Genomic DNA, 25766 nt, shown 5'->3' on the forward strand with positions numbered 1-25766 from the left:
CGACCAAATTGGCATACCTTCAAAACTATCGCGTCGGGCGGGGTTTCCCGAACATAGCAACGCGGGGACAGCTCAGGGACAACACAGGGGACGGCCGAAACGGCCGTCCCCTGTCCCCTTTAGGCTATTCCCACTCGATTGTGCCCGGCGGTTTGCTGGTGACGTCCAGCACAACGCGGTTGATTCCGTCCACTTCGTTGGTGATGCGGTTGGAGATGCGGGCCAGCAGATCGTACGGGAGGCGCGACCAGTCGGCGGTCATCGCGTCTTCGCTGGAGACCGGCCGCAGCACGATCGGATGGCCGTAGGTCCGGCCGTCACCCTGCACACCGACGCTGCGGACATCGGCCAGCAGCACGACCGGCATCTGCCACACTTCGTCGTCCAGTCCGGCGCTGGTCAGCTCGGCGCGGGCAATCGCGTCCGCGCGGCGCAGCAGTTCCAGCCGCTCGTGCGTGACCTCACCCACAATGCGGATACCCAGGCCGGGGCCCGGGAAGGGCTGGCGTCCAACAATTTCGGCCGGCAGGCCGAGCTCCGCGCCCACGGCGCGGACCTCGTCCTTGAAGAGCGCCCGCAGGGGCTCAACCAGTTCGAACTTCATGTCTTCCGGAAGCCCGCCCACGTTGTGGTGGCTCTTGATGTTGGCTGCTCCCTCGCCGCCGCCGGATTCGACGACGTCCGGGTATAGGGTGCCCTGGACCAGGAAACGGATGGGTTCGCCCTCTGCCTCGGCCTTGGCCATGATGGCCCGCTCGGCTTCTTCGAAGGCACGGATGAATTCGCGGCCGATGATCTTGCGCTTGGTCTCCGGGTCGGAGACGCCGGCCAGGGCAGTGAGGAAGCGTTCCTGCTCGTTGGCAACGTAAAGGTTGACGCCGGTGGCAGCCACGAAGTCCCGCTCCACCTGCTCGGCTTCGCCTTCACGGAGCAGTCCGTGGTCAACGAACACACAGGTGAGCTGGTCCCCGACGGCACGCTGCACCAGGGCTGCGGCCACTGCGGAGTCCACGCCGCCGGACAGGCCGCAGATGACGCGGGCGTTGCCGACCTGGGCGCGGATGCGGGCGACCTGCTCTTCGACGATGTTGCCGGTGGTCCAGCTGCGTTCGAGCTTGGCGCCCTTGAAGAGGAAGTTCTCCAGGACGGCCTGGCCATGGGCCGAGTGCTTGACCTCGGGGTGCCACTGGACGCCGTAGAGGCCTTTCGCCTCGTTGGCGAAGGCAGCGACGGGCGCGCCGGCGGTGCTGGCCAGGACGTCGAAGCCCTCGGGTGCTTCCTGCACGCTGTCGCCGTGGCTCATCCAGGTGTTCTGCTCCTCGGGGGTGCCTTCGAGGATGGACCGGGCGCCGCCGACGACGCGTGCGTCGGTGGACCCGTATTCCCGCAGCCCCGTCTTGGCGACCTTGCCGCCCATGGCGGCAGCCATGGCCTGGAAGCCGTAGCAGATACCGAAGACCGGCACGCCGGCTTCGAACAGGTCGGCATCAACCTTGGGGGCGCCCTCGGCGTAAACGCTTGAGGGGCCGCCGGAAAGAATAATGGCAGCCGGGTTCTTCGCCAGCAGCTGCTCGGTGCTGTAGGTGTGGGGAACCACCTCGGAGTAGACGTCTGCTTCGCGCACCCGGCGGGCAATCAACTGGGCGTACTGCGCTCCGTAGTCCACAACAAGGACGGGCCGCTCTTCAATGGGATCAGTCGCGGGATTAGTCACGTTCCAAGGATAGTCGGCCTGCCGCCGGGCATGCACACCGGCGCGGAGCCGCCGGCCCCGGGGACCGGCGGCTCAACACTGCCTTAGTAGCGCTTGGCCGCTTCAGGATGCGCTTCGAGCTCGGCCAGCACCTGCTTGTGGATGCGGCCTTCGACCACAAAGGAGAGGAACGGCACAACGCCGCCGAGCGCAATCAGGATGAACTTCGAGAACGGCCAGCGCATCAGCTGCCACAACCGGAAGTCCGAAAGCAGATACACCACGTACATCCAGCCGTGCAGGATGAGCACGCCGATGGAAAGATTCACTCCGCCGACAATGATCTCGGTGTCAAAGCCGTACTTGGCGATCATCTCCACCACGAGGGCGAGCAGCAGTACACCGGTGACGTAGGAGAAGACCTTGTAGAACTTCAGGGCCGAGCGGATCTGGGCGTGGGTACCCCCAAACCGGCGCTTCTTTTTCCTGGGTGCCTTGGCGGTGCTTGCGGATTCGGTCACTTGGTTACCTCGCTGCTGGGGTGGTCGTTTTCGGGTTCGGATGCGTCTTCATACTCGTCGTCGTACTCGTCCTCATACTCGTCATCCTCGAGGCTGCGGCGGTGCTCGTCGGCGACCAGGCGCCACCACAGGAAGACCGAGAAGCCGGCGAAAACGATCCATTCCAGGGCGTAGAAGATGTTGAGCCAGTTGACCGGGGTGTCCTCCGGCTGGGCACCCACCACCACGGTCTCCATGCTGCCCTGGTCGGCTGCTGCGCCGTCGACGGTGATCTCCGTGGCGGTGACGAACGCCGCGTAGGCGGGAGCATCCCAGAGGTTGATCAGTTCGGCGGTGGAGAGCGCGGACACGCGGCCCTCCTCGGGTGTGGCCGGCAGCGGAGCCTCGGAAGGCAGCAGGCGGCCGACGACGGCGGCGGCGCCGTCGGGTGCCTCGGTGACGTCCTCCGGATCGGAGACCCAGCCGCGGACCACCGGAATGAATTCGCCGGCGGGTGCCCCGTCGACGTTGAAGGCGGTCACGGCCCAGTAGCCCATCTCGCCGTCCTGGAGCCGCTCCTCCACGAGGACGGACCGGTCGGGGTCGAATGTCCCGGTCAGGGAGACCATCTGGTCAGCTTCGGTCTCGTACATGGGCTTGCCCGGTGTGAAGGCCTCAGTCAGCGGCCGAACGTCTTCGGTGGCCCGGGGTTCGCCGGACTCCTCCGATTCGGCACTGGAGAACTGCCATTGGCTCAACAGCACAAAGACCGTCGAGATAACGAGGGCAAAGAGCAGGCCGGCGATCCATCGCGGCTGCAGGGCAGTTTTGAGCACTCGTTAACGGTACTTCGTCAAGCTGTAGAAAACCCAATGCCCGCTCCGGGCCCAGCGGTCAAGGAAACCTCAGCACCCAGGAAGCCTCAGTGGTCAAAAAAGACGAGGGAGGAGTTGATCAGTTCGGAAATGACCTCCGCATCGTTGGCCCGGCGCAGGGAATCCCGGAAGGCCGGCCGGAACAGGGACCGGGCGAGGGTGGCCAGGACCTCCAGGTGATGGGAGAAGGAGGCCGCCGGGGTTGCGATCAGCAGGACCACGGTCGCAGGGCCGTCGGAGGCGCCGAAATCCACGCTGTGGCCATAGCGGGTGATGCCCACCGCTATGGAGGTTTCCTTGACGTAGCCACTCCGGGCATGCGGCAGGCCGATTCCGCCGGGCAGGCCGGTGGCCATTTGGTGTTCCCGGGCGCGGACCTGCTCCAGGAACCCCTCCAGATCGGTGATCCGCCCGGCCCGGTACAACCGTTCGGCCAGCTGCGCCGCGGCGTCGTACCGGTCTGCGGCTTCCATTTCGAGGATCACCAGCCCGGGCTCGGTCAGGACCGCCCCCGATTCGTGCAGGGAGACTTCTCCCGTCCGGGAGTCCGGAGGGGTTTCAGGGGCCGGAGACTGTTGTTCGTTCAAGGAGCATTCTTCGTTTCCATGGATCCGCAGCAACCAGCGCTAGATGCGCGGGGCGATGTCTTCGGCGGCCAGCCGCGCGGCGTCGGCACTTGTGTCGTCCGGCTGCTCCTGGCTGAGGCGCTCCGCGTCGACCCGCGCCAGATAATGCGCGACTTCGCTTTGCACCCGTTCCAGGTCCCATCCCAGCAGCGGTGCCATCAGGTCCGCGGCCACCGGAGCGGCCGAGACGCCGCGGTCAAAGGCCTCAATGGAGATGCGCGTGCGCCGGGCCAGGACGTCCTCGACGTGCCGGGCACCTTCGTGGGTGGTTGCATAAACCACTTCCGCGCGCAGGTAGTCGTCGGCTCCGGGCAGCGGTTCCGCGAGGGTCGGGTCCGCCTTGATGAGCTCGAGCAGGTCATAGGCCATGGAGCCGTAGCGGTTGAGCAGGTGCTCCACCCGCACCACATGCACCCCGTACTCATCAGCCGTGCGGTGCCGGCGGTTCCACGCCGCCTTGTAGCCCACCGCACCCAGGAGCGGGATGGTCTGCGTGCAGCTTTCGGGGACCTTCTCATCAAGTGCCCGTGCCGCCTCGTCCACGGCGTCCTTGGCCATGACCCGGTACGTGGTCCATTTGCCGCCAGCCACCACCACGAGTCCCGGTACCGGGTGGGCCACCACATGTTCGCGCGAAAGCTTGGCGGTGGAATCGTTTTCCCCGGCAAGCAGCGGCCGCAGGCCGGCGTACACCCCCTCAACGTCCTCGCGGGTCAGTGGGGTCTTGAGCACCAGGTTGACGTGCTCCAGGATGTAGTCGATGTCCGCCGAGGTGGCCGCCGGGTGGGCCTTGTCCAGGTTCCAGTCGGTGTCGGTGGTGCCGATGATCCAGTGCCTGCCCCACGGGATCACGAACAGCACGGATTTTTCCGTCCGCAGGATCATGCCCACGGTGGACTGGATCCGGTCCCGGGGAACCACCAGGTGAACACCCTTGGAGGCACGGACCTTCAGCTGTCCGCGGTCGGTCACCATGGCCTGCGTTTCATCCGTCCACACGCCGGTGGCATTAACCACCTGGCTGGCCGCGATGTCGAATTCCTCGCCGGTCTCCTGGTCCCGGACGCGGGCACCCACCACGCGCTCCCCTTCGCGCCGGAAGTCCACGACGGCGAGGCGGTTGACGACGGCGGCTCCGTAGTGCGCGGCGGTGCGCGCCATGGTGGCCACGTACCGGGCGTCATCCACCTGGCCGTCGTAGTAGCGGATGGCGCCCACCATGGCGTCATCCTTCAGGCTCGGTGCCATCCGCAGGGTCTGGCGCCGTGTGAGGTGCTTCTGCATCGGCACCCCGCGGGAGTTCCCCGAGGTCATGCCCAGGGTGTCGTACAGGAAAATGCCGGCGCCCACGTAGGGGCGTTCAATAAACCGCCGGGTCAGCGGATACAGGAACGGCACGGGCTTCACCAGATGCGGGGCGATGCGCTGCAGCAGGAGGCCGCGTTCCTTCAGTGCCTCCTGGACCAGCGCGAAGTCCAGCATCTCCAGGTAGCGCAGGCCGCCGTGGATGAGCTTGGACGAACGCGACGATGTCCCCGACGCCCAGTCCCGGGCCTCCACCATGCCGACCTTCAGCCCCCGCGTCACCGCGTCCAGGGCCGCGCCGGCCCCAACCACACCGCCGCCGACAATCAGGATGTCCAGTTCATTACCTGGCCGGGTGGTGGCCCGGAGCGTGTCCATGGCCTCGGTCCGGTACTCGGGGCTCAGGGCATCTGCAGTCATGGTCCAGGTTCCTCTCTAGGGTCCTGCCGTAGCTGCGTCCACTCTAGGCACTGCGCACCCGCTTTGTCAGCGCTGCCGGAATTCCTGCGCTGTAAGGAACTACAGGTTGTACTGGTACGGCGAGACCAGCACTTCAATACGCTGGAACGCCTTCAGGTCCGAGTACCCGGTGGTGGCCATGGCCCGCCGCAGCGCACCCATGAGGTTGGAGGTGCCGTTGGTGTGGTGGGAGGGACCCCAGAGGACTTCCTTCAGCGGTCCGACGGTATCCAGCCGGACCCTGTCGCCGCGCGGCAGCTCGCTGTGGTGCGCTTCCTGGCCCCAGTGCCAGCCCTGGCCGGGTGCCTCTTCGGCGCGGGCGAGTGCGGAACCGAGCATCACGGCGTCTGCGCCCATGGCGACGGCCTTGATGATGTCGCCGCTGGTGCCCATGCCGCCGTCGGCAATCACGTGCACGTAGCGTCCGCCGGACTCGTCCATGTAGTCACGCCGTGCCTCGGCAATATCGGAGATGGCGGTGGCCATCGGGGCGTGGATGCCCAGGGCCCGGCGGGTGGTGGTGGTCGCGCCGCCGCCGAAGCCGACGAGGACGCCGGCCGCGCCGGTACGCATCAGGTGCAGTGCCGGGGTGTAGCCCGCCGCGCCTCCAACGATCACCGGGACGTCGAGTTCGTAGATGAACTGCTTCAGGTTCAGCGGTTCAACGGTCTTGGACACGTGTTCGGCCGAAACGGTGGTGCCGCGGATAACGAAGACGTCGACGCCGGCTGCCAGGACGGTCTTGTAGAACTCCTGGGTGCGCTGCGGGGTCAGGGACCCGGCAACCGTCACCCCGGCGTCGCGCATTTCGGCCAGGCGGGAGCTGATCAGTTCGGCCCGGATGGGAGCCGAGTAGATTTCCTGCAGGCGGGCGGTGGCTGCGGGGTTGAAGTTGTCGCTGCTGAGGGCCGCGATTTCATCCAGCAGCGGCTGCGGATCCTCGTAGCGGGTCCACAGTCCCTCCAGGTTCAGCACACCGAGGCCACCGAGCCTGCCGAGCGCGATGGCCGACGCCGGCGACATCACCGAGTCCATCGGCGCACCGATCACCGGCATCTCGAACTGGTAGGCATCGATCTGCCAGTTGATTGAAACATCCTGTGGGTCGCGGGTGCGCCGCGAGGGCACTATTGCCACGTCATCCAGGGAATAGGCCCTGCGCCCATGCTTGCCTCGGCCAATTTCAATCTCGTTACTCACGTCCCCTAGGTTATCCCAGTGCGGGGCGTACGCCGGAAAGTTCATGTGGCCAGACGGTAACGGCATGATGCGCCGGGGCGGAAGTTCCTGCCCTTAACCCGCAGGGGCAGCCCTGCGCGGTGTGCGCAGAAGCTGCCCTTGGCGGTGGAGCGGTGTTACCGGCGGCCGTAGTTCGGTGCCTCGGCCGTCATCATGATGTCGTGCGGGTGGGATTCCTTCAGGCCGGCCGGTGTGATCCGGACGAACTTGCCCTTGGCCTTGAGCTCGGGAATAGTGCGTGCGCCTGTGTAGAACATGGTCTGGCGCAGGCCGCCCACCAGCTGGTGCGCCACGGCGGACAGCGGGCCGCGGTAGGGCACCTGGCCCTCGATGCCTTCCGGAATCAGCTTCTCGTCACTGGGGACGTCGGCCTGGAAGTAACGGTCCTTGGAGTAGGAGGTGTTCTTGCCCCGGGACTGCATGGCTCCCAGCGAGCCCATGCCGCGGTAGGACTTGAACTGCTTGCCGTTGACGAAGACCAGGTCGCCCGGGCTTTCCGCCGAACCGGCGAGCAGGCCGCCGAGCATCACGGTGTCGGCGCCGGCCACGATGGCCTTGCCGATGTCGCCCGAGTACTGCAGGCCGCCGTCGGCGATCAGCGGAACACCGGCGGGGATGGCTGCCTTGGAGGCTTCGTAGATCGCGGTGATCTGCGGAACGCCCACACCGGCAACCACGCGGGTGGTGCAGATGGAACCGGGTCCGACGCCTACCTTGATGGCGTCGGCGCCTGCGTCGATCAGTGCCTGGGCGCCCTCACGGGTGGCTGCCTGGCCGCCGATGATGTCAACGTGCGCGGCGGCGGGGTCCTTCTTGAGGCGGGCGATCATTTCCAGCACGCCGGCGCTGTGGCCGTTGGCTGTGTCGACGACGAGGATGTCGACGCCGGCTTCGACCATGGACATGGCCCGCTCGTAGCCGTCGCCGAAGAAGCCGATGGCCGCACCGACACGCAGCCGGCCCTCGTCGTCCTTGGTCGCCAGCGGGTACTGCTCGGCCTTGTCGAAGTCCTTGACGGTGATCAGGCCCTGCAGCTTGCCGGCGTCGTCCACCAACGGCAGCTTCTCGATCCGGTTCTTGCCCAGCAGCTCCATGGTCTCTTCGGCGCTGATGCCGACCCGGCCGGTGATGAGCGGCATGCGGGTCATGACCTCTTCGACCTTGCGGTTCGGGTAGTCCGAACGGGGAATGAAGCGGGTGTCGCGGTTGGTAACAATGCCCAGCAGCGTGTTGTCCGCGTCAACCACCGGCAGCCCGGAGACCCGGAAATGCGCGCAGAGGTCGTCGAGTTCCAACAACGTGGCGTCGGGGGAAATCGTCACCGGGTTGGTGATCATGCCGGATTCACTGCGCTTGACCCGGTCAACGTGTTCGGCCTGGTCGGCGATCGAAAGGTTGCGGTGGATGACGCCGAGGCCGCCCTGGCGGGCCATGGCGATCGCCATCCGGGATTCGGTCACGGTGTCCATCGCGGCGGAGAGCAGCGGGGTCTGAACCGTGATGCGTTTGGACAGCCGTGAGCTGGTGTCGGCTTCGGAAGGGATAACATCCGTGGGGCCGGGCAGCAGGAGGACGTCGTCGTAGGTCAGGCCGACGAAGCCGAACGGATCATGTTCTGGGTACTGCTGGCTCAAAGCTGCGCCTCTTTCGGGGGGACGAGAGGAAGGAGAAGGCCCGTTTTAGCCTGCACCTATCGTAAAACGAAAGGGCGCCTACCCCTATTCCATCCCGAAGGTATTCACCGCCTGTGAGAGACGCCACGGGAAATGCACAAGGCCCCGCCTCCGGAAGCAGTTTCCGGAAGACGGGGCCCAGGATGCGTTCCGCACTGATATGTGCGGTCAGCGGTTAGTGCTGGTGGCCGGAGCCTTCATCCTCTTCGGCGGGCTTCTCCACCACGAGGGCTTCGGTGGTGAGCACCAGCGAAGCGATCGAGGCGGCGTTGCGCAGTGCCGAACGGGTGACCTTGACCGGGTCGATGATGCCGGCGGCAATCAGGTCTTCGTACTCGCCGGTGGCGGCGTTGAAGCCGTTGTTGACTTCCAGCTCGCCGACCTTGGCAACGACGACCATGCCTTCGGAACCTGCGTTCTCGGCGATCCAGCGCAGCGGCTGGGCCAGTGCACGGCGGACCAGGCCGACGGCGGTGGCGGCGTCGCCTTCCAGCTTCGTCACCTCCGGATCGGTGTCCAGTGCGCGGGCAGCGTGGACCAGTGCGGAACCGCCGCCGGCCACGATGCCTTCTTCGAGTGCGGCACGGGTGGAGGAAACAGCATCTTCGATGCGGTGCTTCTTTTCCTTCAGTTCCACCTCGGTTGCCGCACCGACGCGGATGACGCCGATGCCGCCGGACAGCTTGGCCAGGCGCTCCTGCAGCTTCTCGCGGTCCCAGTCCGAATCGGTGCGCTCGATCTCGGCGCGGATCTGTGCCACGCGGTCGGCGACGTCGGCTTCGGAGCCGGTGCCGTCAACGATGGTGGTGTTGTCCTTGGTGACCGTGATGCGGCGGGCGGAGCCCAGCACCTCAAGGCCAACCTGGTCCAGCTTCAGGCCGAGGTCGGGGCTGACCACCTGTGCGCCGGTGAGGGTCGCGATGTCCTGCATCATGGCCTTGCGGCGGTCACCGAAGCCCGGCGCCTTCACAGCGACAACGTTCAGGGTGCCGCGGATCTTGTTGACCACCAGGGTGGACAGGGCTTCCCCGTCGACGTCTTCGGCAATGATGAACAGCGGCTTCGAGGTCTGCAGCGCCTTTTCCAGCAGCGGCAGGAACTCGGCAACGGAGGAAATCTTGCCGGAGTTGATCAGGATCAGTGCGTCTTCGAGGACGGCTTCCTGGCGCTCCGGATCGGTGACGAAGTACGGCGAGAGGTAACCCTTGTCGAACTGCATGCCTTCGGTGATGGCCAGCTCGGTCTGCGTCGAGGAAGACTCCTCGATCGTGATCACGCCGTCCTTGCCGACCGTGTCGAACGCCTGGGCCAGCAGTTCGCCGATCTCGGTGCTCTGTGCGGAGATTGCGGCAACGTGGGCAACCTGGTTGCCTTCAACTTCCTTCGCATTCTCCAGCAGGCGCTTGGCAACGGCGTCCACGGACACCTCGATGCCGCGCTTGAGCTGCCCGGGGGCAGCACCGGCTGCTACGTTGCGCAGGCCTTCCTTGACCAGCGCCTGGGCCAGCACGGTGGCCGTGGTGGTGCCGTCGCCGGCAACGTCGTTGGTCTTGGTGGCTACTTCCTTGGCCAGCTGTGCGCCGAGGTTCTCGTAGGGATCCTCCAGCTCAACTTCGCGGGCGATCGTGACGCCGTCGTTGGTGATGGTGGGAGCGCCCCAGGTCTTGGCCAGGACGACGTTGCGGCCGCGCGGGCCGAGGGTCACCTTGACGGTGTTGGCGAGCTTATCGACGCCGGCTTCGAGCGAGCGGCGGGCGGAGTCATTGAACTCCAACTGCTTTGCCATGTGTGTGTCCTTTCCGACAACTACATCTGCATCAGAAAACCCCGGCCAGAATCTTGGCCGGGGTTTTCCAGGGGAACTACTTTACGACGACGGCCAGCACGTCGCGGGCGGAGAGAACCAGGTATTCCTGGCCGCTGTGCTTGACTTCGGTTCCGCCGTACTTGGAGTAAATGACTACGTCGCCTTCGGCAACGTCAACCGGGATGCGGTTGCCGTTGTCGTCAACGCGGCCGGGTCCAACTGCAACTACTTCACCCTCCTGGGGCTTTTCCTTTGCAGTGTCCGGGATAACGAGGCCGGAAGCAGTGGTCTGCTCGGCTTCCAGCGGGCGGACAACAATACGATCCTCAAGGGGCTTAATAGAGACCGACACTCGGGCTCTCCTTTGCGTAGTTTCTAACGGAATGGGGCCGTTGGTCTGGCGCTGGCCGTCGTCGCGGTGCCGGTTCGCGCTTTCCCTTCGGGAGTTAGCACCCTCACGTGCGGAGTGCTAACTCAGACTTTATGCAACGGTTAGCACTCGGTCAAGGCGAGTGCCAGCGAGTAGCGCAAACAGCGGGGCCCTCCCCTGCCTGCCGGGGCGCCCCCGCCGAAGGGGGATTTGCTTAGGTTTACCTCACCGGGATAGTTTTCATCTGCGCGCACCATTAGAAAACATTTCTGTGACCTAATCCCCGGATAGGCACATCGACTCTCACCGGAGCCCCCATGATCATCAAGTCCCGCCTGCTGGCCGGAACCGCCCTTGTGTCCCTCCTCGCGCTCAGCGCCTGCTCCACCGAAGCAGCAGACGCCAATGCCGACGCCGAGTCGACCCAGGCCTCGACGGTGACGGTCGAGCACGCACAGGGAAGCACCGACGTACCGGTGAACCCGGAGACCGTCTACACGTTCGACCTCGGTGCCCTCGACACGATGGATGCCCTCGACATTGACGTCGACGGCGTGCCCGCCGCCAATTTCCCCGAGAGCCTGTCCCAGTACGGTGCCGAGGAGATCACGAAGATCGGCAGCATGAAGGAGCCGGACTTCGAGGCGATCAACGCCGGCGCCCCCGACCTGATCATCATTTCCGGCCGGGTTGCCGACTCCTATGAGGAACTGAGCAAGATTGCTCCCACCATTGACCTGAGCGTCGACAACGCCGATGCCTGGAACTCCTTCAAGAAGAACACCCAGACCCTGGGCAGCATCTTCGATAAGGAAGATCTGGTCGAAGAAAAGCTGGATGCCCTCGAGGGCAAGGTCGAGGACACCAAGGAACTGGCGGCCGACGCCGGCAACGGCCTGATCGTGATGACCAGCGGCGGGGAAATGACTGCCTACGGCGCCGGTTCGCGCTTCGGCATCATCCACGACGTCCTCGGCGTGACACCCGCAGCCGAGGTCAAGTCCGAAGGAACCCACGGCGAGTCGGTTTCCTTCAACTACATTGCAGACACCAATCCGGACCACCTGTTCGTGATCGACCGCGACGTTGCCGTCGGCACCTCCGGTGAAGCCGCCTCCGCAGTGCTGGACAACGGGCTGGTCAAGAGCACCAACGCTTCCCGGAACGGCAAGATCGTTCCGCTGGATTCCGCCAGCTGGTACCTGGTCGGATACGGCCTGAACAACGTGGACACCATGGTTAACACCGTCCACGACGCTCTCTAACCGCACCTCTGCGCTCCGCTGCCCGGAACCTGCTGTTCCGGGCAGCGGAGGAACTGGATATCCCCATGACGGTCCCCTCCACGCCGGTGCCTGCACCGGCTCCTGCCTCCGCCGCCGCTCCCCCGGAACGGCGGCGCCTTGTGCGTTCAACCGCCGCGCTGGTACTGGGGGTCTGCGCCGTCGTCGTGCTGGCCGCCGTCAGCCTTTTCGTAGGGGTTGGGGACCTTTCCCTGGCCTCGCTGCTGGCCGGGGATCCCACCACGGCCATGCTGTTCTGGGTCAGCCAGCTCCCCCGCACGCTGAGTATTGTCCTGGCGGGCATGGCCCTGAGCGTGGCCGGCCTGATCATGCAGCTGATGGCCCGGAACAAGTTTGTGGAACCGTCCACCGTCGGGACGGTGGAATCGGCGCAGCTGGGAATCCTCGCGGTGACCGTGCTGCTGCCGGGCGCGTCCATGTTCCTGAAGATGTCCACCGCCTCCGTCTTTGCCGCCGCCGGAACCGCCCTCTTCCTGCTTATCCTGCGCCGGATCCCGCTGCGCAACACCCTGATCGTTCCGCTCGTGGGCATCATGCTCGGCGGCGTGATTTCCGCCGTCACCACCTTCTTTGCCTACCGCACGGACCTGCTGCAAACCCTGAACAGCTGGATGATCGGGGATTTCTCCGGCGTCCTGCGCGGCCGGTATGAGCTGCTCTGGATCGTGGGGGCCCTGACGGTGATCGGCTACCTCGCGGCGGACCGGTTTACCGTCGCGGGCATGGGGCAGGACTTCACCACCAACCTCGGGTTGAACTACAACCGGGTGATGGCCCTTGGGCTCGTCATCGTCTCCCTGATCAGCGCCGTCGTCGTGGTCAGCGTTGGTTCCATCCCCTTCCTCGGGCTGATTGTGCCCAACCTGGTGTCCCTGCTGATCGGCGACAACGTCCGCCGGGCGGTGCCCTGGGTCGCCGTCTTCGGGGCGGGCTTCGTCCTGCTGTGCGACATCATCGGGCGCACCATCCGCTACCCGTATGAAATCCCGGTGGGTGTTGTGGTCTCGGCCGTCGGCAGCGTCATCTTCCTGTACCTCCTCCTGCGTAAGCGCGGTTCCCATGCCTGACACCTCCACCAGCGCGCTGCCCGCCGCACTCACCCGGCACCGCGGCCGGCCGGTCCGGACCGTCCCCGCAAAGTTCTGGATCATCGCCCTCGGGATCACCGCGGCCGCTTTGGTTGCGGTTTTTATGACCATTGAGCTGCGCGGCAACCTCGGCTATGCGCTGCCCCGGCGGGCCGTCAAGGTCGGGTCCATGATCCTGGTGGCCTACGCCGTGGGTGTCTCGACGGTCCTGTTCCAGACAGTCACCGCCAACCGGATCCTGACGCCGTCGATCATGGGTTTTGATGCCCTGTATGTGCTGATCCAGACCGTCCTCGTGTTTGCCCTGGGCGGTGGGACGCTGCTGTCCCTCGGCGCTCCGGTGCGGTTCTGCGTGGAAGTGCTCCTGATGGTGGGTTTCTCCTTCCTGCTGTACCGCTGGCTGTTTACCGGCGGCGGGAAGTCCCTGCACCTGATGCTGCTGGTGGGGATTGTCTTCGGCACCATGTTCCGCGGCTTCTCCTCGCTGCTGCAGCGGCTGATCGACCCGAGCGAGTTCATCATCCTGCAGGACCTGTTCTTCGCCAGCTTCAACAATGTCGATGCGGCCCTGCTGGGCTATTCAGCGGCCGCCGTCGCGGTAGTCAGCGCCGTTGCCTGGCGGATGCGCCATTCCTTCGACGTCCTGGCCCTGGGCCGCGAAACCGCTGTGAACCTGGGCGTGGACCACAAACGGGCAGTCACCGCCACGCTGATCATCTGCTCCGTGCTCGTCGCAGTGTCCACCGCGCTCGTGGGTCCCGTGACCTTCTTCGGCCTGCTGGTGGCCTCGCTGGCCTACCAGCTCTGCACCAAGTTCCGGCACGCCGCGGTGCTGCCGATCGCCGTCCTGCTGGGAATCATCGCCCTGGTGGGCGGGCAGCTGGTGCTGGAACGGATTTTCGACTTCGACACTGCCCTGAGCATTGTCATCGAGTTCGTCGGCGGCATCGTGTTCCTCATCCTGCTGCTGAGGGGTTCGGTCCGATGACTGAGTCCCGCCTGCGCCATCCGAAAGGCCCTGCCTCATGATTTCCGTCAACGGCGCCACCAAACGCTACTCCTCCACCGTCGTCGTGGACGGGGTGAGCTGCGAGCTCAAGGAAGGCGGCATCACCTCGATCATCGGACCCAACGGCGCGGGCAAGTCGACACTGCTCTCCATGATCAGCCGCCTGCTGCCTCTGGATTCCGGCACGGTCACCGTGGACGGGCTCGACGTCGTTTCCACCCCGGGCCGGGACCTGGCGCGGAAGATGGCGATCCTGCGCCAGGACAACCAGCTCACCGTCCGGCTGACAGTCCGCGACCTCGTGGGCTTCGGCCGCTACCCGCACAACGGCGGCCGCCCCGGCCCGGAGGACAAAGTCCGCATTGACCAGGCCATGGCCTACCTGGACCTGTCCGAGCTGGCGGACAGGTTCGTGGACGAACTCTCCGGCGGACAGCGCCAGCGGGCGTTCATTGCGATGGTGCTGGCGCAGGACACGGATTACCTGCTGCTCGACGAGCCGCTGAACAACCTGGATATGAAGCACTCGGTGGAAATGATGCGGCTACTGCGCCGGCTCACCGACGATTTCGGGAAGACCGTGGTCCTGGTCATCCACGACATCAACTTCGCCTCCTGCTATTCGGATGACATCATCGCGATGCGCGAGGGCCGCCTGATCCATCAGGGGCCGCCGGCCCGGATCATGCAGCCCGCGGTCCTGCGGGACATTTACGACATTGATATCCGCATTGAGGAAATCGACGGCAACCGGATCGGCGTCTACTTCGCCTGACGGTCCTGCCGGGGCCACCCGGGGGGGGGCTGTTTGGCCATCCCCGCCCGGCCACAGGCACAATCTGTACTGCCCGAGCGGGCAGTATGTGCCTGGTGCATTGTGCCGTGCTGTCCGGCACTCCTAGGTTGGAATCCGTCGCACTTTTGCGGCCCTTCGGGGAAGGACCGGCCATGGAGCCCAAACTGCGTGTCGGCATCCATTTTGACCTTGATCGCCGCACGGCACGGCTGGAAGTCCGCGGCATGGTCACCGAGCAGAACTGCAGGGTGCTTTACGTGCTGGTGCGGAGGGCGAACAGCGCCCTTCCCGGCCTGACTGTGCTCCTGGACCTGCGCCGGGCGGCGGTGACGAAGGGTGCAATGGCCGGCCTGGTCCGCAGTTCGGAAACCGGGTTCCTGCCCGTGCCCGTCGTGCAGGTCAAGGGCGGGACACTGGCTCCCCGCCAGCTGAGCATCCTCGCTCCGGCCTGATCCGGGCACCCGGCCACCGCCCTGAGCTGTAATGGGGGCCCTTACGCGGAGGACCGGATCCCAGCCAACCGCTCCAAGGCCTCGGCCAGGACCTCCGGGGAACAGGCGAAGTTCAACCGGGCGAAGCCTGCACCCGCGCGCCCGAACCGCAGACCCGGTTCCAGTGCGACCCGCGCCTGGTCCATGGCAAGGGCGGCGGGATCCGCGTTCCAGCCCAACGCACGGAAATCGAGCCAGGCCAGGTAGCCTGCCGACGGCGGCCGGTACACCACGCCAGGCAATAGGTCGGCCAGCAGATCCCCCAGCAGCTGCCGGTTATCCGCCAGGGACGCCATGACTCCTGCCAGCCAGGGTCCGCCGTCGTTGTACGCGGCGGCCGAAGCGTGCAGGCCCAGGATGCTCGTCCGTGCGGAGACTTCCTCGGGCATGGAGGCCAGCATCAGCCGGGTCCGGTCGCTTTGGGCCACCATGACGGCGCATTTGGTGCCCGCAATGTTCCACCCCTTGCTGGCCGCGGTGACGCAGATGCCGTACTCCCGGGCACTTTCCGACACGGTCAGGTACGGAGTGAAGGCCCCCGGTTCATAGGTAAGCGGGGCGTGGATTTCATCGCTGATCACTGCCACGCCGTACTGGGCCGAGAGGTCTGCGAGCGCCCGGAGGGTCTCGGCGGAGTGGACCAGCCCCAGCGGGTTGTGCGGGTTGCACAGCAGCAGGGCGTCCGCTCCGCGGGCAAAGGCCCGTTCAATCCCCGCCAGGTCCAACTGCCAGCCGTCGTCAGTGGGCAGGAGCGGCACTTCCACCACGGAGGCATCCGCTTCCACCGGCAGCTCAAAGAACGGCGGGTAGACCGGCGGGGTGATGATGACGCTGCCGTCCACCGGCACCGCCTGCCGCAGGCACTCCACGATGCCCACGCTCACGTCCGTGGTGCTCCGGACGTCCCCGGGAGCCACCATCCACCCCCAGGTGCGCCCGGCATACCCGGCGAATGCTTCCGCCACCGGCTCCGGTCCGGCGATATACCCCGTGTCGGAGGCCAGCACCCGGGCGATGATTGCCTGCTGCACCGGTTCCGCCAGCGGGTAGTCCATCTCCGCCACGAACAGTGGCAGCACGTCCTCCGGATAGGTCTGCCATTTGAAGCTGGTCCGTGCCCTCAGCGCTGCCAGCGGCTCGGCGGCGATCTTCCTCATGGCGCCAACCTACAGCTAACGCGGCGGGAGGCGGAACAACTAGGCTGGAGGGCATGCCCGATACTTCCCTTGCACATGTTCTGACTCCCGAGGGATGGCAGCTGCTGAACTCGCTTCCCCCCTACCTCGAGTCCGAATCCCTGAAACTCAACACCGACCTGCGCAAGGCCGGGCACTCCTCCGAGCTGGTGGCGGCCGTCCTGACCCAGGCGAAACTGAGGATGAAGGCCCGGGGCAAGTTCGGGCCGTTCGCCGAGCACATGGTCTTTACCTCTCCCGGCCTGGAGCAGGCCACCCGGCTGAATGTGGCTGCCCTGCATGCCCGCCGCTTCCAGGACGCCGGACTGGAAAAGGTTGCGGACCTTGGCTGCGGGATCGGTGCCGATTCCCTGGCGCTGGCCACCCTCGACCGGCAGGTGACCGCCGTCGAGCTCGATGAGATCACAGCGGCGGCCGCCACCATCAACCTCATGCCCTGGCCGGAGGCAACTGTGGTCCAGGGCAGGGCGGAGGAATTCGACCTGTCGGGGTTCGACGGCGTCTGGCTGGACCCGGCACGGAGGACCACCTCGACGTCGGGCACCACCCGCATCTTCGACCCGGAGGCGTTCTCCCCTCCCCTGTCCTTTGTGGAGTCCCTGGCCGATTCCGGCCTGCCCGTTGGCGTCAAGATGGGCCCCGGCATCCCGCACGAGGCGCTGCCGGCCGGCTGCGAGGCGCAGTGGGTGTCGGTGGACGGGGACGTCACCGAGGCAACCCTGTGGTTCAATTCCCTGCGCCGCGACGGCGTCCGGCGGGCCGCCCTGGTGATCGGGTCCGGGGGCGCGGCGGAACTGACCTCACCGGTGGACTACGACGCCGGTGCGCAGGACGTCACCATGGGGCCTGCGGAGGGATACCTGTATGAACCCGACGGCGCCGTGATCCGCGCCGGCCTGGTGGCCGACGTCGCTGCCACCCTGGACGGGCACCTCCTGGATCCCCACATTGCCTACATCTGCGCACCGGAACTGCGCGAGACGCCCTTCGCCCGCGCCTACCGGATCCTCGAAGTGCGCCCGTACAACGTCAAGGCACTCAAGGCCTGGGTCCGGGAAAACCGCATCGGGGTCCTGGACATCAAAAAGCGGGGAATGTCCGTGACCCCGGAGGAGCTGCGCAAGGCCCTGCTCACCGGCTCCGGCAAGGGGGGAAACAAGGGCGAAAACAAAGCCACGCTGGTCCTCACCCGGATCGGCGAGGACCGCGTGGCCCTGGTGGTGGAACCGGTTCCTTCCGCCTAGGCGGCGCGGTGAACGGCCGGCCGGCTCCCGGAAACCGGGTCAGGAGCGGGAGAACTCGCTGGCTTCGCGCACCTGGTCCGGTGTCGGCCGCACCCCGGTGTAAAGCACGAACTGTTCCTCGGCCTGGATGGCGATGACTTCCGCCCCGGTGATCACCGGTTTCCCTGCGGTGCGGGCGGCAGTGATCAGCGGGGTTTCCGCGGGCAGCGCGACGACGTCGAACACCACCCGTGCGGCGGCCACGGCCTCGTTGCTGAAGGACTGCACATCCTCGTCCTGTCCGGACATACCCAGCGGGGTCACGTTGATCAGCAGGTCCGCGGTGGAGGTGCCCGGCTCCGGCTGCCAGGCGAAGTCATAGAGGTCCGCGAGCGCCCGGCCGGCGGCCTCGTTACGGGCGACCACAGTGACGTCGGAGAACCCGGCGTCCCGCAGCGCGGCAGCCACAGCCTTGGCCATGCCGCCGGAACCGCGCATCAGCACCGAGTGCGTGGCCGGGACCCGGTGGTCCCGCAGCAGCCGGGCGATGGCGAGGTAGTCGGTGTTATAGGCGGTGAGCACACCGTCGTCGTTGACGATCGTGTTGACGGAGTCGATGGCTTTCGCGGACGGGTCCATCCGGTCCACGAGCGCAATCACGTCCTCCTTGTACGGCATGGACACGGCGCAGCCCCGGATCGGCAGGCCCCGCACGCCGGCAATGGCCTGCGCCAGGTCCGTGGGCGCGAACGCCTTGTAGACGTAGTTCAGGTCCAGCTGGTCATAGAGGTAGTTGTGGAAGCGCGTACCGATGTTGCTCGGCCGCGCGGCCAGGGAAATGCACAGGGTCATGTCTTTGTTCAGGATCGGCATTCCCCCATTATGTCCGGACAGGGGCGCCACCTTCCGGTTTCAGTGCAGGTTACGGGCCGGGGACCGGCCCAGGCGCCTGCGGCTATAGGATTGGTGAGGTTCCCAACGCAAAGATGCGGGTCCGGGAACTGGAGTCAGCAACGCACAAAGCAGGAGACAGTTTGGAAATCGAGTTCGCCAAATCGGCCCAGTCAACCCTGGGAGTCGAGTGGGAACTGGCCCTTGTGGACGGCACCACCGGAGACCTGGTCTCCGTGGCGGATGAAGTCCTGCGCGGTGTGAACGTCAATGACCCGGCACTGCATGAAGACGATGAGCATCCGCACATCAAGCAGGAACTGCTGGAAAACACCGTTGAGCTGGTGACCGGCATCTGCAGTACCGTAGCGGAGGCCAAGGCGGATCTGTCCCGCTCGCTCGCGGCGGTCCGGCGGGTCACGGACCCGATGGGCGTTGAACTGTTCTGCGCCGGCTCGCACCCCTTCAGCACCCCGCGTTCACAGCCGGTTACGGACAAGGAGCGCTACGCCAAGCTCATCGACCGGACCCAGTGGTGGGGCCAGCAGATGCTCATTTACGGGGTGCACGTGCACGTGGGGCTGGACAGCCGCGACAAGGTCCTCCCCGTCCTGGATGGACTGGTGAACTACTTCCCGCATTTCCAGGCCCTCTCGGCGTCCTCCCCCTTCTGGTCCGGCGAGGACACCGGCTACGCCTCCCAGCGCGCCCTCATGTTCCAGCAGCTGCCCACTGCCGGGCTGCCGTTCCAGTTTGCGTCCTGGTCGGAATACGAGTCCTACGTGCAGGACATGTTCACCACCGGCGTCATCGATTCGATCAGTGAAATCCGCTGGGATATCCGGCCGGTACCCGGTCTGGGCACCATTGAAATGCGTGTCTGCGACGGGCTGGCGGATATCCGGGACGTGGGCGCAATCGCTGCGCTGACCCAGTGCCTCGTGCACGAGTTCTCCTCGATCATCGACGCCGGCGGCACCATCCCCACCATGCCGCCCTGGCACGTCCAGGAAAACAAGTGGCGCGCTGCGCGGTACGGTCTCGAGGCGATCGTGATCCTGGACGCCGAGGGCAATGAAAAGCTCGTCACCGACCACCTGCTGGAGGACGTCCTGCCGCGCCTGGAAGCAGTGGCGGAGGAGCTGGGCTGCAGCGCCGAACTGGCCGATGTCCGGACCATCATTGAGCGCGGCGCCGGCTACCGGCAGCAGCGCCGGGTCGCGGCGGAAAACGACGGCGACCTGCGCGCGGTCGTGTTCGACGGCATCCGGCAGCTCCGCGGCGCCTGAGCCTGCGGACAGAGCCACATAGGCCCCGGCGAACTGAACTGGTCCAAAACCAGCGCCGGGGCCCTTCTGCATCTGCGGTGGGTCAGGCCCGGGCGGCCGCCACGTGGATGCTGGTGACCGGCAGGGACGGATCCGTGCCGAAGCCGATCCCCGACGGTTCGCCGCCGGCCATCACCACCTGAGCGCCCAGCGCGGCGACCATGGCGCCGTTGTCGGTGCACAGGGAAATCGGCGGGACCCGCAGTTTGATGCCCGCCGCAGCGCAGCGCTCCTCAGTCAGGGCCCGCAGCCGCGAGTTGGCAGCCACTCCCCCACCCAGGAGCAGGTTGGTGATGCCGTGCTCCGTGCAGGCCAGCACTGCCTTGGCGGTGATCACGTCCACTACCGCCTCCTGGAAGGACGCGGCAATGTCGGCAACCGGCAGGTCCTGGCCGGCAGCCTCGTACTGCTCCACGCAGCGGGCCACGGCGGTTTTGAGGCCGGAGAAGGACCAGTCGTAGCGGTGCGGCCCGGGAGCCTCCGCCGTGCCCATGTACTTAGGCTGGGTCAGCCCCCGCGGGAACCGGATGGCCTTGGGATTACCCTCGCGGGCCAGCCGGTCAATGGCCGGTCCGCCGGGGTAGCCCAGGCCGAGGATGCGTGCCACCTTGTCATAGGCCTCCCCCGCGGCGTCGTCGATGGTTGACCCGAGGAGTTCCACGTCGCTGGTGAGGTCCGCAACCCGCAGGATCTCGGTGTGTCCGCCGGAGACCAGAAGCGCGCCGAGGTTGTCCGGCAGGGCGCCGCCGTCGAGCACGCCCACGCCCACATGCGCCACCAGGTGGTTGATCGCGTAGAGCGGCTTGCCGGTGGCCAGGGCCAGGGCCTTGGCGGCGCTGACGCCCACCATCAGCGCACCGGACAGGCCGGGGCCGGAGGTGACGGCAATTGCGTCCAGGTCGTCGAGCCGCACGCCTGCTTCGGCCAGGGCCGCCTGCAGGGCGGGAACCACTGCATCGAGGTGGGCACGGGAAGCGATCTCGGGAATCACGCCGCCGAACCGGACGTGTTCCTCCATGGAGGAAGAGACGGTGTTGGTCAGCAGCTCGGTGCCCCGGACGATGCCAATGCCTGTCTCGTCGCAGGAGGATTCGATGCCGAGCACCAGGGGGTCGGTGCGGTTCATTTACTGTCCTTCGTTTCTGGTGCAGTCACGGCCGCCGTCGGCGCTCCCGACCAGCCTGCCAGGGGCAGGCGCATGATCAGGGCGGAGGCGCCGTCGCGGTAATAGCGCGGCCGGACGTGGATCTGTTCAAAGCCGAACCAGCGGTACAGTCGCTGGGCGCGCGGATTGTCGTCGCGTACTTCCAGCAGTACGTCCTCCGCGCCGCGCCGTTTAGCCTCATCCACCAGGATGGCGAGCAGCCGCGAGCCGATGCCCGCACCCTCGTTTTCGGGGACGACGGCGATGGTCTGGACGTCGGCGATGGGCAGCACGCACATCAGGCCGGCATAACCGATGACGGTTCCGGCGGGATCCACCGCCACGTAGTAGGACCGGGTGGAGGTCTGCGCCAGCTCATCGTGGAACATCTGCAGCGGCCACGCGTCGACGGGAAACAGCCTGCGCTCCAGGGCATCCACGGCGGGAATGTCCCCGGCGTCCATGGGCCGGATGCGCACGTTCTCCGCGGCGGTCACAGGGCGCGCTTCCGCGGGCCGGGGACCTTGGCGTCGGACTCGCGCAGGTACAGCGGGGTGCTGGGCAGCAGCGGCAGGCCGCGGACCAGGCGGGCGGCGGCGGTGCGCCCCAGTGCTTCGGCCGTCGGCTGGGCAGCGGAGAAACCCTCCACGGCGTGCAGGATCCCGGAGTACAGGCCGGCACCGGCGCCGTAGACCGGCAGGGCCGGGACCTCAACCGGGTCGCTCACGTGCGGCCCGTCCAGCAGTTCGGGGGTTCCGCCGGTGCTGCGGTAGGCGGCCCAGTACACCTCTTTGCGGCGGGCATCAGTGGCAACGGCGAATTCGTCGATGCCCAGGCGCCAGGCATCCAGGGCCGCGTCCACCGCAAGGGCATCCAGGCTCATCACCCCGTGCAGCGGTTTGTCCCAGGCGAACGCCAGGGTCCGGGCCGTGGCGATTCCGGCGCGGAGTCCGGTGAAGGGACCGGGGCCCACCCCTACGACCACCGCGTCCAGGTCCGTCCCGGCAACCCCTGCCTCGGCCAGCAGGCCGGCGATTCCGGGGGCGAGCACTTCGGCGTGGGAGCGGGTGTCCTCGGTGGCGAAGGACGCCAGGGTCTCTCCGTCCCCGTTGAGCAGAGCCGCACTGGCTATGGCGGAGGTATCAATGGAGAGAATCAGCACGGTGTCCATTCTACGGCGCTGTCCCCGGACCCGTTTTCCGGGCAGCGCCGCCGGGTTCAGCCCAGGTCCGGTGCCTGCTGCCAGCGCGGACCGTAGCCCGCCAGGTGGATGGTGCGTTCCTCGTCCGTGTCTTCCGCAGAGAAGTCCGTGGAGAAGTCTGTAGCCGGAATGGTTCCGGCACGGGGCTCCTGGTCCGGTGTGGAGTTCCCACCCGGGGTGTCTGCGCTGCCCGGAGCGGACTGTCCGCCCACGGCCCGGATGAGCGTGATTTCCAGGCGGCTGTCGGAGAGGTGCTCCACCAGTCCCCGGCCCCACTCGACCACCGTGACGGAACGGTCCATGGAGGCTTCGAGGTCAATGTCGTCAACCTCGCCCTCGGAACCGAGCCGGTACGCATCCACGTGGATGAGGTCCGGTCCGGAGCCCAGGTTGGGGTGCTCCCGGACCAGGACGAAGGTGGGCGAAATGATGCCCGGCCGTACGCCCAGCCCGGCGCCGAGTCCCTGTGTGAAGGTGGTTTTTCCGGCACCGAGTTCGCCCGTCAGCAGCAGCAGGTCGCCGCGGCGCAGGATGCCGCCGAGGCGTTCGGCTAGCGCCTGCGTCTCTTCGGCGCCGGCAGTCCGGTATTCGGCTTCCCAGGCTGGTGTGTCGGTGACCGTCACGGGGCTTCTACCGCCTGTGCTGTCTGCGGCTCCGGGTCCGTGGCGCCTTCCGGTGCCGTACTACTTTCCGGCGCCGCTTCCAGGGCAATGGGCAGCCCTTCGGTGTCCCCGGTCCCGCCGCGGGGTTCGCTGTCGATGTAGGTGCGGGGGACGCGGCCGCCGATCCTGCTGATGATCTCGTAGTTGATGCTGCCGGCTGCGGAGGCCCACTCGTCGACGCTTGGCCGGCCCTCGCCGCCGAAGAGGACGGCTTCCCGTCCCACGAGCGAGTCCGGGGTACCGGCGATGCCGGTCCGGTGCAGGTCAATCACCATCTGGTCCATGGCAACGCGTCCCACCACCGGGTACACCTGCCCATCCACCTGCACCGGACCGCCGGTGGCGACGCGCGGGATACCGTCGGCGTACCCCAGTGGGATGAGGGCCAGGGTTGTCCGCTCCTGAGTCCGGTAATGCAGGCCATAGGAAACACCCTGGTCGGCAGGTACTTCCTTGCAGGCCGCAATGGTGGTCTTCACAGTCATGGCCGGCTTCAGGCCCAGTTCCGCCGAGCTCTGTCCGGCAAAAGGCGAGAGCCCGTATATGCCCAGTCCAATCCGCACCAGGTCAAAGTGTGCATCGGGACGGGAGAGGGCTCCGGGGGTGTTCGCGATATGCCGCACCTCGCGGTCCACACCCGCGTCTTCGGCAACCGCGACAGCGTCACGGAACTTCCGCAGCTGCTCATCGGTTTCCGGACGGTGTGGTTCATCCGCTACGGCAAAGTGGGAGAAGATCCCCACAACCCGCAGCAGGCCTTCTTCCTGGTAGGCCAGCGCCCTGCCGACGAAGGCTTCCCAAAGGTCTTCCGGGCAGCCGTTGCGGCCCAGTCCGGTGTCGATCTTCAGGTGTACGCGGGCGGGCATTTCCAGTTCCCGGGCGGCCGCGACCACCTCTTCCAGATCCCAGCCGGAAACCCCCAGATCCACGTTGGCCCGGATGGCTTCGCCGAATTCCGCCTCACGGGTATGCAGCCAGGCAAGGACGGGTTCGGTGATGCCGGCCGAGCGGAGCGCCAGTGCTTCACTGATGTGCGCCACACCCAGCCAGGCGGCACCGGCGGAGACCGCTGCCCGCGCAGTCTCCACCGCGCCGTGGCCGTAGGCATCCGCTTTGACCACCGCCATAACGCGGGCGGGGCTGACCACATGGGCCAGGTGGCGGACATTGTGCCGGATGGCAGCCAGGTCGATGACGGCGGAACGCTCGGCCGGCGGCGGGAATTCAGGGTAGTTCACGAACCTATTGTTTCACTCCTGCCAGCCGCCAGGGTGCGGTACATGATGTGCAGTCCGGTGAACCCCTCGGTTGGATGCCGGAAGGCTTCGGGCACCGTGGCAAGGATGCCGAACCCGAGGGACTGCCACAGCCCCACCGCCCGCGTGTTGGTTTCCACCACGGCGTTGAACTGCATCGACCGGTAGCCCCGGCGCGCAGCCTCGTCCAGGACATGTTCCGCCAGGGCCCTGGCGATGCCCTGTCCGCTGAACTGCGGGGCGGTCATGAAGGACGCGTTGGCAACGTGGCTGCCGTTCCCGGACCGGTTGGGGTGCAGCTGTGCGGTGCCTGCCACCACGCCGTCCTTTTCGGCGACGAACACCACCGTGGGGGCAGGCTCCAGCCACAGCTGCCGGGCCTGCTCCCCGGTGGTTCCGGTATCCCAGCAGTACGTTTCCCCGGCACGCACAATGGGCTCCATCAGGGACCAGATGGCCGGCCAGTCAGCGGCGCGGGCCTCCCGGATGGCCAGTGCGGCCATTTACGCCTCGAGGGCTGCGGCCCACAGGTTGATCTTGGAATCGACCGCGAATTCGTCGATGCGGCGCAGTTCATCCGCGGAGAACTCCAGGTTGTTCACTGCTGCGAGTGAATCCTCCAGCTGCTTCACGCTCGAGGCGCCGATGAGGGCGGAGGTGATGGATGCGGTCCCGGGCCGGGTGCGCAGGACCCAGGCGATGGCCATCTGGGCCAGGCTCTGGCCGCGGGACTCGGCGATGCCGTTCAGGCCGCGTACCCGTTCCAGGTTCTCCTCCGAGAGCTGGGACTGGTCCAGGGACTTTCCGGCGGCTGCGCGGGAGTCCTCCGGCACACCGTTGAGGTATTTGTTGGTCAGCAGGCCCTGCGCCAGGGGCGAGAAGGCAATGGAACCGGCTCCCACTTCATCCAGGGCGGCGAAGAGGTCCGGTTCGCCGTCCTCCACCCAGCGGTTGAGCATGGAGTACGACGGCTGGTGGATCAGCAGCGGGGTGCCCATTTCGCGCAGGATCCGGGCCGCCTCGATCGTTTTTTCCGGGGAGTAGGACGAGATGCCGGCGTACAGGGCACGGCCCGACCGCACGGCGGTGTCCAGTGCACCCATGGTCTCCTCCAGCGGGGTTTCCGGATCCGGACGGTGGCTGTAGAAAATGTCGACGTAGTCCAGGCCCATGCGTTCCAGGGACTGGTCCAGGGAGGAAAGCAGGTACTTGCGGGATCCCCAGTTGCCGTACGGGCCCGGCCACATGTCGTAGCCGGCCTTGCTGGAAATCACCAGCTGGTCGCGGTACGGACGGAAATCGTCGCGGAAGTGCCGGCCGAAGTTGGTTTCGGCGGAGCCGTAGGGCGGGCCGTAGTTGTTCGCCAGGTCAAAGTGGGTGACGCCCAGGTCGAAGGCCCGGCGCAGGATGGCGCGCTGCGTCTCGAAGGGCTTGTCATCACCAAAGTTGTGCCAGAGTCCCAGCGAGACTGCCGGGAGCTGGAGCCCGCTCTGTCCGACGCGCCGGTAGGGCATGGATTCGTATCGGTTTTCCGCAGCAACATAAGTCATGGCACCATACTGCCACTGTTGCGTGGGTCACCGCTCGGGCCTGCCCTGCAGGGCGTTAAAGCCGGACCGGCCGGGACAGG

General features: G+C 66.5%; 25 protein-coding genes. 7 read left to right on the forward strand and 18 right to left on the reverse strand.

What is annotated here, in order from left to right:
* Positions 1-124: 124 nt before the first annotated feature.
* The 9 genes from guaA to groES form a co-directional block, all read right to left on the reverse strand.
* Entirely contained in the window at positions 125-1714 is a 1590-nt protein-coding gene (gene guaA, locus QNO10_RS10980; protein ID WP_229947370.1) for a glutamine-hydrolyzing GMP synthase, read from the reverse strand.
* Positions 1715-1797: 83 nt separating this feature from the next.
* A complete protein-coding gene (locus QNO10_RS10985) occupies positions 1798-2214 on the reverse strand; it encodes a DUF3817 domain-containing protein (RefSeq protein WP_229947368.1) in 417 nt (138 codons plus the stop codon).
* The gene (locus QNO10_RS10990) at positions 2211-3029 is read right to left on the reverse strand and encodes an SURF1 family protein (RefSeq protein WP_229947366.1); all 819 of its coding nucleotides are present in this window, start codon (positions 3027-3029) and stop codon (positions 2211-2213) included. The genes QNO10_RS10985 and QNO10_RS10990 overlap by 4 nt, the downstream gene beginning before the upstream one ends.
* Before the next feature lie 86 nt (positions 3030-3115).
* Positions 3116-3592: a PTS sugar transporter subunit IIA gene (locus tag QNO10_RS10995; RefSeq protein WP_269437810.1), complete on the reverse strand. Its 477-nt coding sequence runs from the start codon at positions 3590-3592 to the stop codon at positions 3116-3118.
* Positions 3593-3694: 102 nt separating this feature from the next.
* Positions 3695-5419, reverse strand: coding sequence for a glycerol-3-phosphate dehydrogenase/oxidase (locus QNO10_RS11000; protein WP_229947365.1), 1725 nt, complete (start codon positions 5417-5419; stop codon positions 3695-3697).
* A gap of 99 nt (positions 5420-5518) precedes the next feature.
* Positions 5519-6658 carry a GuaB3 family IMP dehydrogenase-related protein gene (locus QNO10_RS11005; RefSeq protein ID WP_229947363.1) on the reverse strand — a complete coding sequence of 380 codons (1140 nt, stop codon included), beginning with the start codon at positions 6656-6658 and terminating at the stop codon, positions 5519-5521.
* A 155-nt stretch (positions 6659-6813) separates the two neighbouring features.
* Positions 6814-8331 carry an IMP dehydrogenase gene (guaB, locus tag QNO10_RS11010; protein WP_229947360.1) on the reverse strand — a complete coding sequence of 506 codons (1518 nt, stop codon included), beginning with the start codon at positions 8329-8331 and terminating at the stop codon, positions 6814-6816.
* Positions 8332-8545: 214 nt separating this feature from the next.
* Positions 8546-10156, reverse strand: a complete 1611-nt coding sequence (gene groL, locus QNO10_RS11015; RefSeq protein WP_229947358.1) for a chaperonin GroEL — start codon at positions 10154-10156, stop codon at positions 8546-8548.
* 76 nt (positions 10157-10232) lie between these two features.
* Positions 10233-10529 (reverse strand): co-chaperone GroES, encoded by a 297-nt coding sequence (gene groES / locus QNO10_RS11020; RefSeq protein ID WP_229947356.1) that lies wholly within the window; start codon positions 10527-10529, stop codon positions 10233-10235.
* 335 nt (positions 10530-10864) lie between these two features.
* On the opposite strand from groES, the gene QNO10_RS11025 reads away from it, so the two are divergent.
* From QNO10_RS11025 to QNO10_RS11045, 5 genes are all read left to right on the forward strand, one after another.
* Entirely contained in the window at positions 10865-11812 is a 948-nt protein-coding gene (locus QNO10_RS11025; RefSeq protein ID WP_229947354.1) for a siderophore ABC transporter substrate-binding protein, read from the forward strand.
* Positions 11813-11877: 65 nt separating this feature from the next.
* Complete coding sequence (locus QNO10_RS11030; protein ID WP_229947352.1) at positions 11878-12918, forward strand: ABC transporter permease; 1041 nt, start codon at positions 11878-11880, stop codon at positions 12916-12918.
* Complete coding sequence (locus QNO10_RS11035; protein WP_229947350.1) at positions 12911-13927, forward strand: iron chelate uptake ABC transporter family permease subunit; 1017 nt, start codon at positions 12911-12913, stop codon at positions 13925-13927. The genes QNO10_RS11030 and QNO10_RS11035 overlap by 8 nt, the downstream gene beginning before the upstream one ends.
* Positions 13928-13964: 37 nt before the next feature.
* On the forward strand, positions 13965-14723 hold the full coding sequence (locus QNO10_RS11040; protein ID WP_229947349.1) for an iron ABC transporter ATP-binding protein: 759 nt from the start codon (positions 13965-13967) through the stop codon (positions 14721-14723).
* 173 nt (positions 14724-14896) lie between these two features.
* Positions 14897-15196, forward strand: a complete 300-nt coding sequence (locus QNO10_RS11045; RefSeq protein WP_229947348.1) for a hypothetical protein — start codon at positions 14897-14899, stop codon at positions 15194-15196.
* 41 nt (positions 15197-15237) lie between these two features.
* Here QNO10_RS11045 and QNO10_RS11050 read toward each other — a convergent pair whose 3' ends face one another.
* The gene (locus tag QNO10_RS11050; protein WP_229947347.1) at positions 15238-16392 is read right to left on the reverse strand and encodes a MalY/PatB family protein; all 1155 of its coding nucleotides are present in this window, start codon (positions 16390-16392) and stop codon (positions 15238-15240) included.
* 53 nt (positions 16393-16445) lie between these two features.
* Here QNO10_RS11050 and QNO10_RS11055 point away from each other — a divergent pair, with 53 nt between their 5' ends.
* Entirely contained in the window at positions 16446-17675 is a 1230-nt protein-coding gene (locus tag QNO10_RS11055; protein WP_229947346.1) for a class I SAM-dependent methyltransferase, read from the forward strand.
* A gap of 39 nt (positions 17676-17714) precedes the next feature.
* On the opposite strand, the gene QNO10_RS11060 is transcribed toward QNO10_RS11055, so the two are convergent.
* Positions 17715-18527, reverse strand: a complete 813-nt coding sequence (locus tag QNO10_RS11060; RefSeq protein WP_229947344.1) for a shikimate 5-dehydrogenase — start codon at positions 18525-18527, stop codon at positions 17715-17717.
* A gap of 161 nt (positions 18528-18688) precedes the next feature.
* On the opposite strand from QNO10_RS11060, the gene QNO10_RS11065 reads away from it, so the two are divergent.
* The gene (locus tag QNO10_RS11065; RefSeq protein WP_229947342.1) at positions 18689-19834 is read left to right on the forward strand and encodes a glutamate--cysteine ligase; all 1146 of its coding nucleotides are present in this window, start codon (positions 18689-18691) and stop codon (positions 19832-19834) included.
* Positions 19835-19916: 82 nt separating this feature from the next.
* Here the strand turns inward: QNO10_RS11065 and tsaD are convergent, their stop codons facing one another.
* Genes tsaD through mgrA form a run of 7 tightly spaced genes read right to left on the reverse strand, consistent with a single transcriptional unit; the run spans position 19917 to position 25686 of the window.
* The gene (gene tsaD, locus QNO10_RS11070) at positions 19917-20999 is read right to left on the reverse strand and encodes a tRNA (adenosine(37)-N6)-threonylcarbamoyltransferase complex transferase subunit TsaD (protein WP_229947341.1); all 1083 of its coding nucleotides are present in this window, start codon (positions 20997-20999) and stop codon (positions 19917-19919) included.
* A complete protein-coding gene (rimI, locus tag QNO10_RS11075; RefSeq protein WP_229947435.1) occupies positions 20996-21481 on the reverse strand; it encodes a ribosomal protein S18-alanine N-acetyltransferase in 486 nt (161 codons plus the stop codon). The genes tsaD and rimI overlap by 4 nt, the downstream gene beginning before the upstream one ends.
* Positions 21482-21510: 29 nt before the next feature.
* Positions 21511-22179: a tRNA (adenosine(37)-N6)-threonylcarbamoyltransferase complex dimerization subunit type 1 TsaB gene (tsaB, locus tag QNO10_RS11080; protein ID WP_229947338.1), complete on the reverse strand. Its 669-nt coding sequence runs from the start codon at positions 22177-22179 to the stop codon at positions 21511-21513.
* 56 nt (positions 22180-22235) lie between these two features.
* Positions 22236-22841, reverse strand: a complete 606-nt coding sequence (tsaE, locus tag QNO10_RS11085; protein ID WP_229947336.1) for a tRNA (adenosine(37)-N6)-threonylcarbamoyltransferase complex ATPase subunit type 1 TsaE — start codon at positions 22839-22841, stop codon at positions 22236-22238.
* The gene (gene alr, locus QNO10_RS11090; RefSeq protein ID WP_229947334.1) at positions 22838-24118 is read right to left on the reverse strand and encodes an alanine racemase; all 1281 of its coding nucleotides are present in this window, start codon (positions 24116-24118) and stop codon (positions 22838-22840) included. The genes tsaE and alr overlap by 4 nt, the downstream gene beginning before the upstream one ends.
* Positions 24115-24639 (reverse strand): GNAT family N-acetyltransferase, encoded by a 525-nt coding sequence (locus QNO10_RS11095; RefSeq protein ID WP_229947332.1) that lies wholly within the window; start codon positions 24637-24639, stop codon positions 24115-24117. Before QNO10_RS11095 ends, alr begins: the two co-directional genes overlap by 4 nt.
* On the reverse strand, positions 24640-25686 hold the full coding sequence (gene mgrA, locus QNO10_RS11100) for an L-glyceraldehyde 3-phosphate reductase (RefSeq protein WP_229947330.1): 1047 nt from the start codon (positions 25684-25686) through the stop codon (positions 24640-24642).
* Positions 25687-25766: the final 80 nt, after the last annotated feature.

It is taken from the genome of Arthrobacter sp. zg-Y919 (genome assembly GCF_030142045.1).
Taxonomy (GTDB): domain Bacteria; phylum Actinomycetota; class Actinomycetes; order Actinomycetales; family Micrococcaceae; genus Arthrobacter_B.

Excerpts from the sequence above, each read along its gene's own strand:
- rimI (WP_229947435.1), bottom strand. The coding sequence starts at position 21,481 with ATGGACGCCGGGGACATTCCCGCCGTGGATGCCCTGGAGCGCAGGCTG.
- QNO10_RS11095 (WP_229947332.1), bottom strand. The coding sequence starts at position 24,639 with ATGGCCGCACTGGCCATCCGGGAGGCCCGCGCCGCTGACTGGCCGGCC.
- QNO10_RS11040 (WP_229947349.1), top strand. The coding sequence starts at position 13,965 with ATGATTTCCGTCAACGGCGCCACCAAACGCTACTCCTCCACCGTCGTC.
- mgrA (WP_229947330.1), bottom strand. The coding sequence starts at position 25,686 with ATGACTTATGTTGCTGCGGAAAACCGATACGAATCCATGCCCTACCGG.
- QNO10_RS11035 (WP_229947350.1), top strand. The coding sequence starts at position 12,911 with ATGCCTGACACCTCCACCAGCGCGCTGCCCGCCGCACTCACCCGGCAC.
- groL (WP_229947358.1), bottom strand. The coding sequence starts at position 10,156 with ATGGCAAAGCAGTTGGAGTTCAATGACTCCGCCCGCCGCTCGCTCGAA.
- QNO10_RS11050 (WP_229947347.1), bottom strand. The coding sequence starts at position 16,392 with ATGAGGAAGATCGCCGCCGAGCCGCTGGCAGCGCTGAGGGCACGGACC.
- tsaD (WP_229947341.1), bottom strand. The coding sequence starts at position 20,999 with ATGAACCGCACCGACCCCCTGGTGCTCGGCATCGAATCCTCCTGCGAC.
- QNO10_RS11055 (WP_229947346.1), top strand. The coding sequence starts at position 16,446 with ATGCCCGATACTTCCCTTGCACATGTTCTGACTCCCGAGGGATGGCAG.
- QNO10_RS11060 (WP_229947344.1), bottom strand. The coding sequence starts at position 18,527 with ATGCCGATCCTGAACAAAGACATGACCCTGTGCATTTCCCTGGCCGCG.
- QNO10_RS11030 (WP_229947352.1), top strand. The coding sequence starts at position 11,878 with ATGACGGTCCCCTCCACGCCGGTGCCTGCACCGGCTCCTGCCTCCGCC.
- QNO10_RS11000 (WP_229947365.1), bottom strand. The coding sequence starts at position 5,419 with ATGACTGCAGATGCCCTGAGCCCCGAGTACCGGACCGAGGCCATGGAC.
- QNO10_RS11025 (WP_229947354.1), top strand. The coding sequence starts at position 10,865 with ATGATCATCAAGTCCCGCCTGCTGGCCGGAACCGCCCTTGTGTCCCTC.
- QNO10_RS11045 (WP_229947348.1), top strand. The coding sequence starts at position 14,897 with ATGGAGCCCAAACTGCGTGTCGGCATCCATTTTGACCTTGATCGCCGC.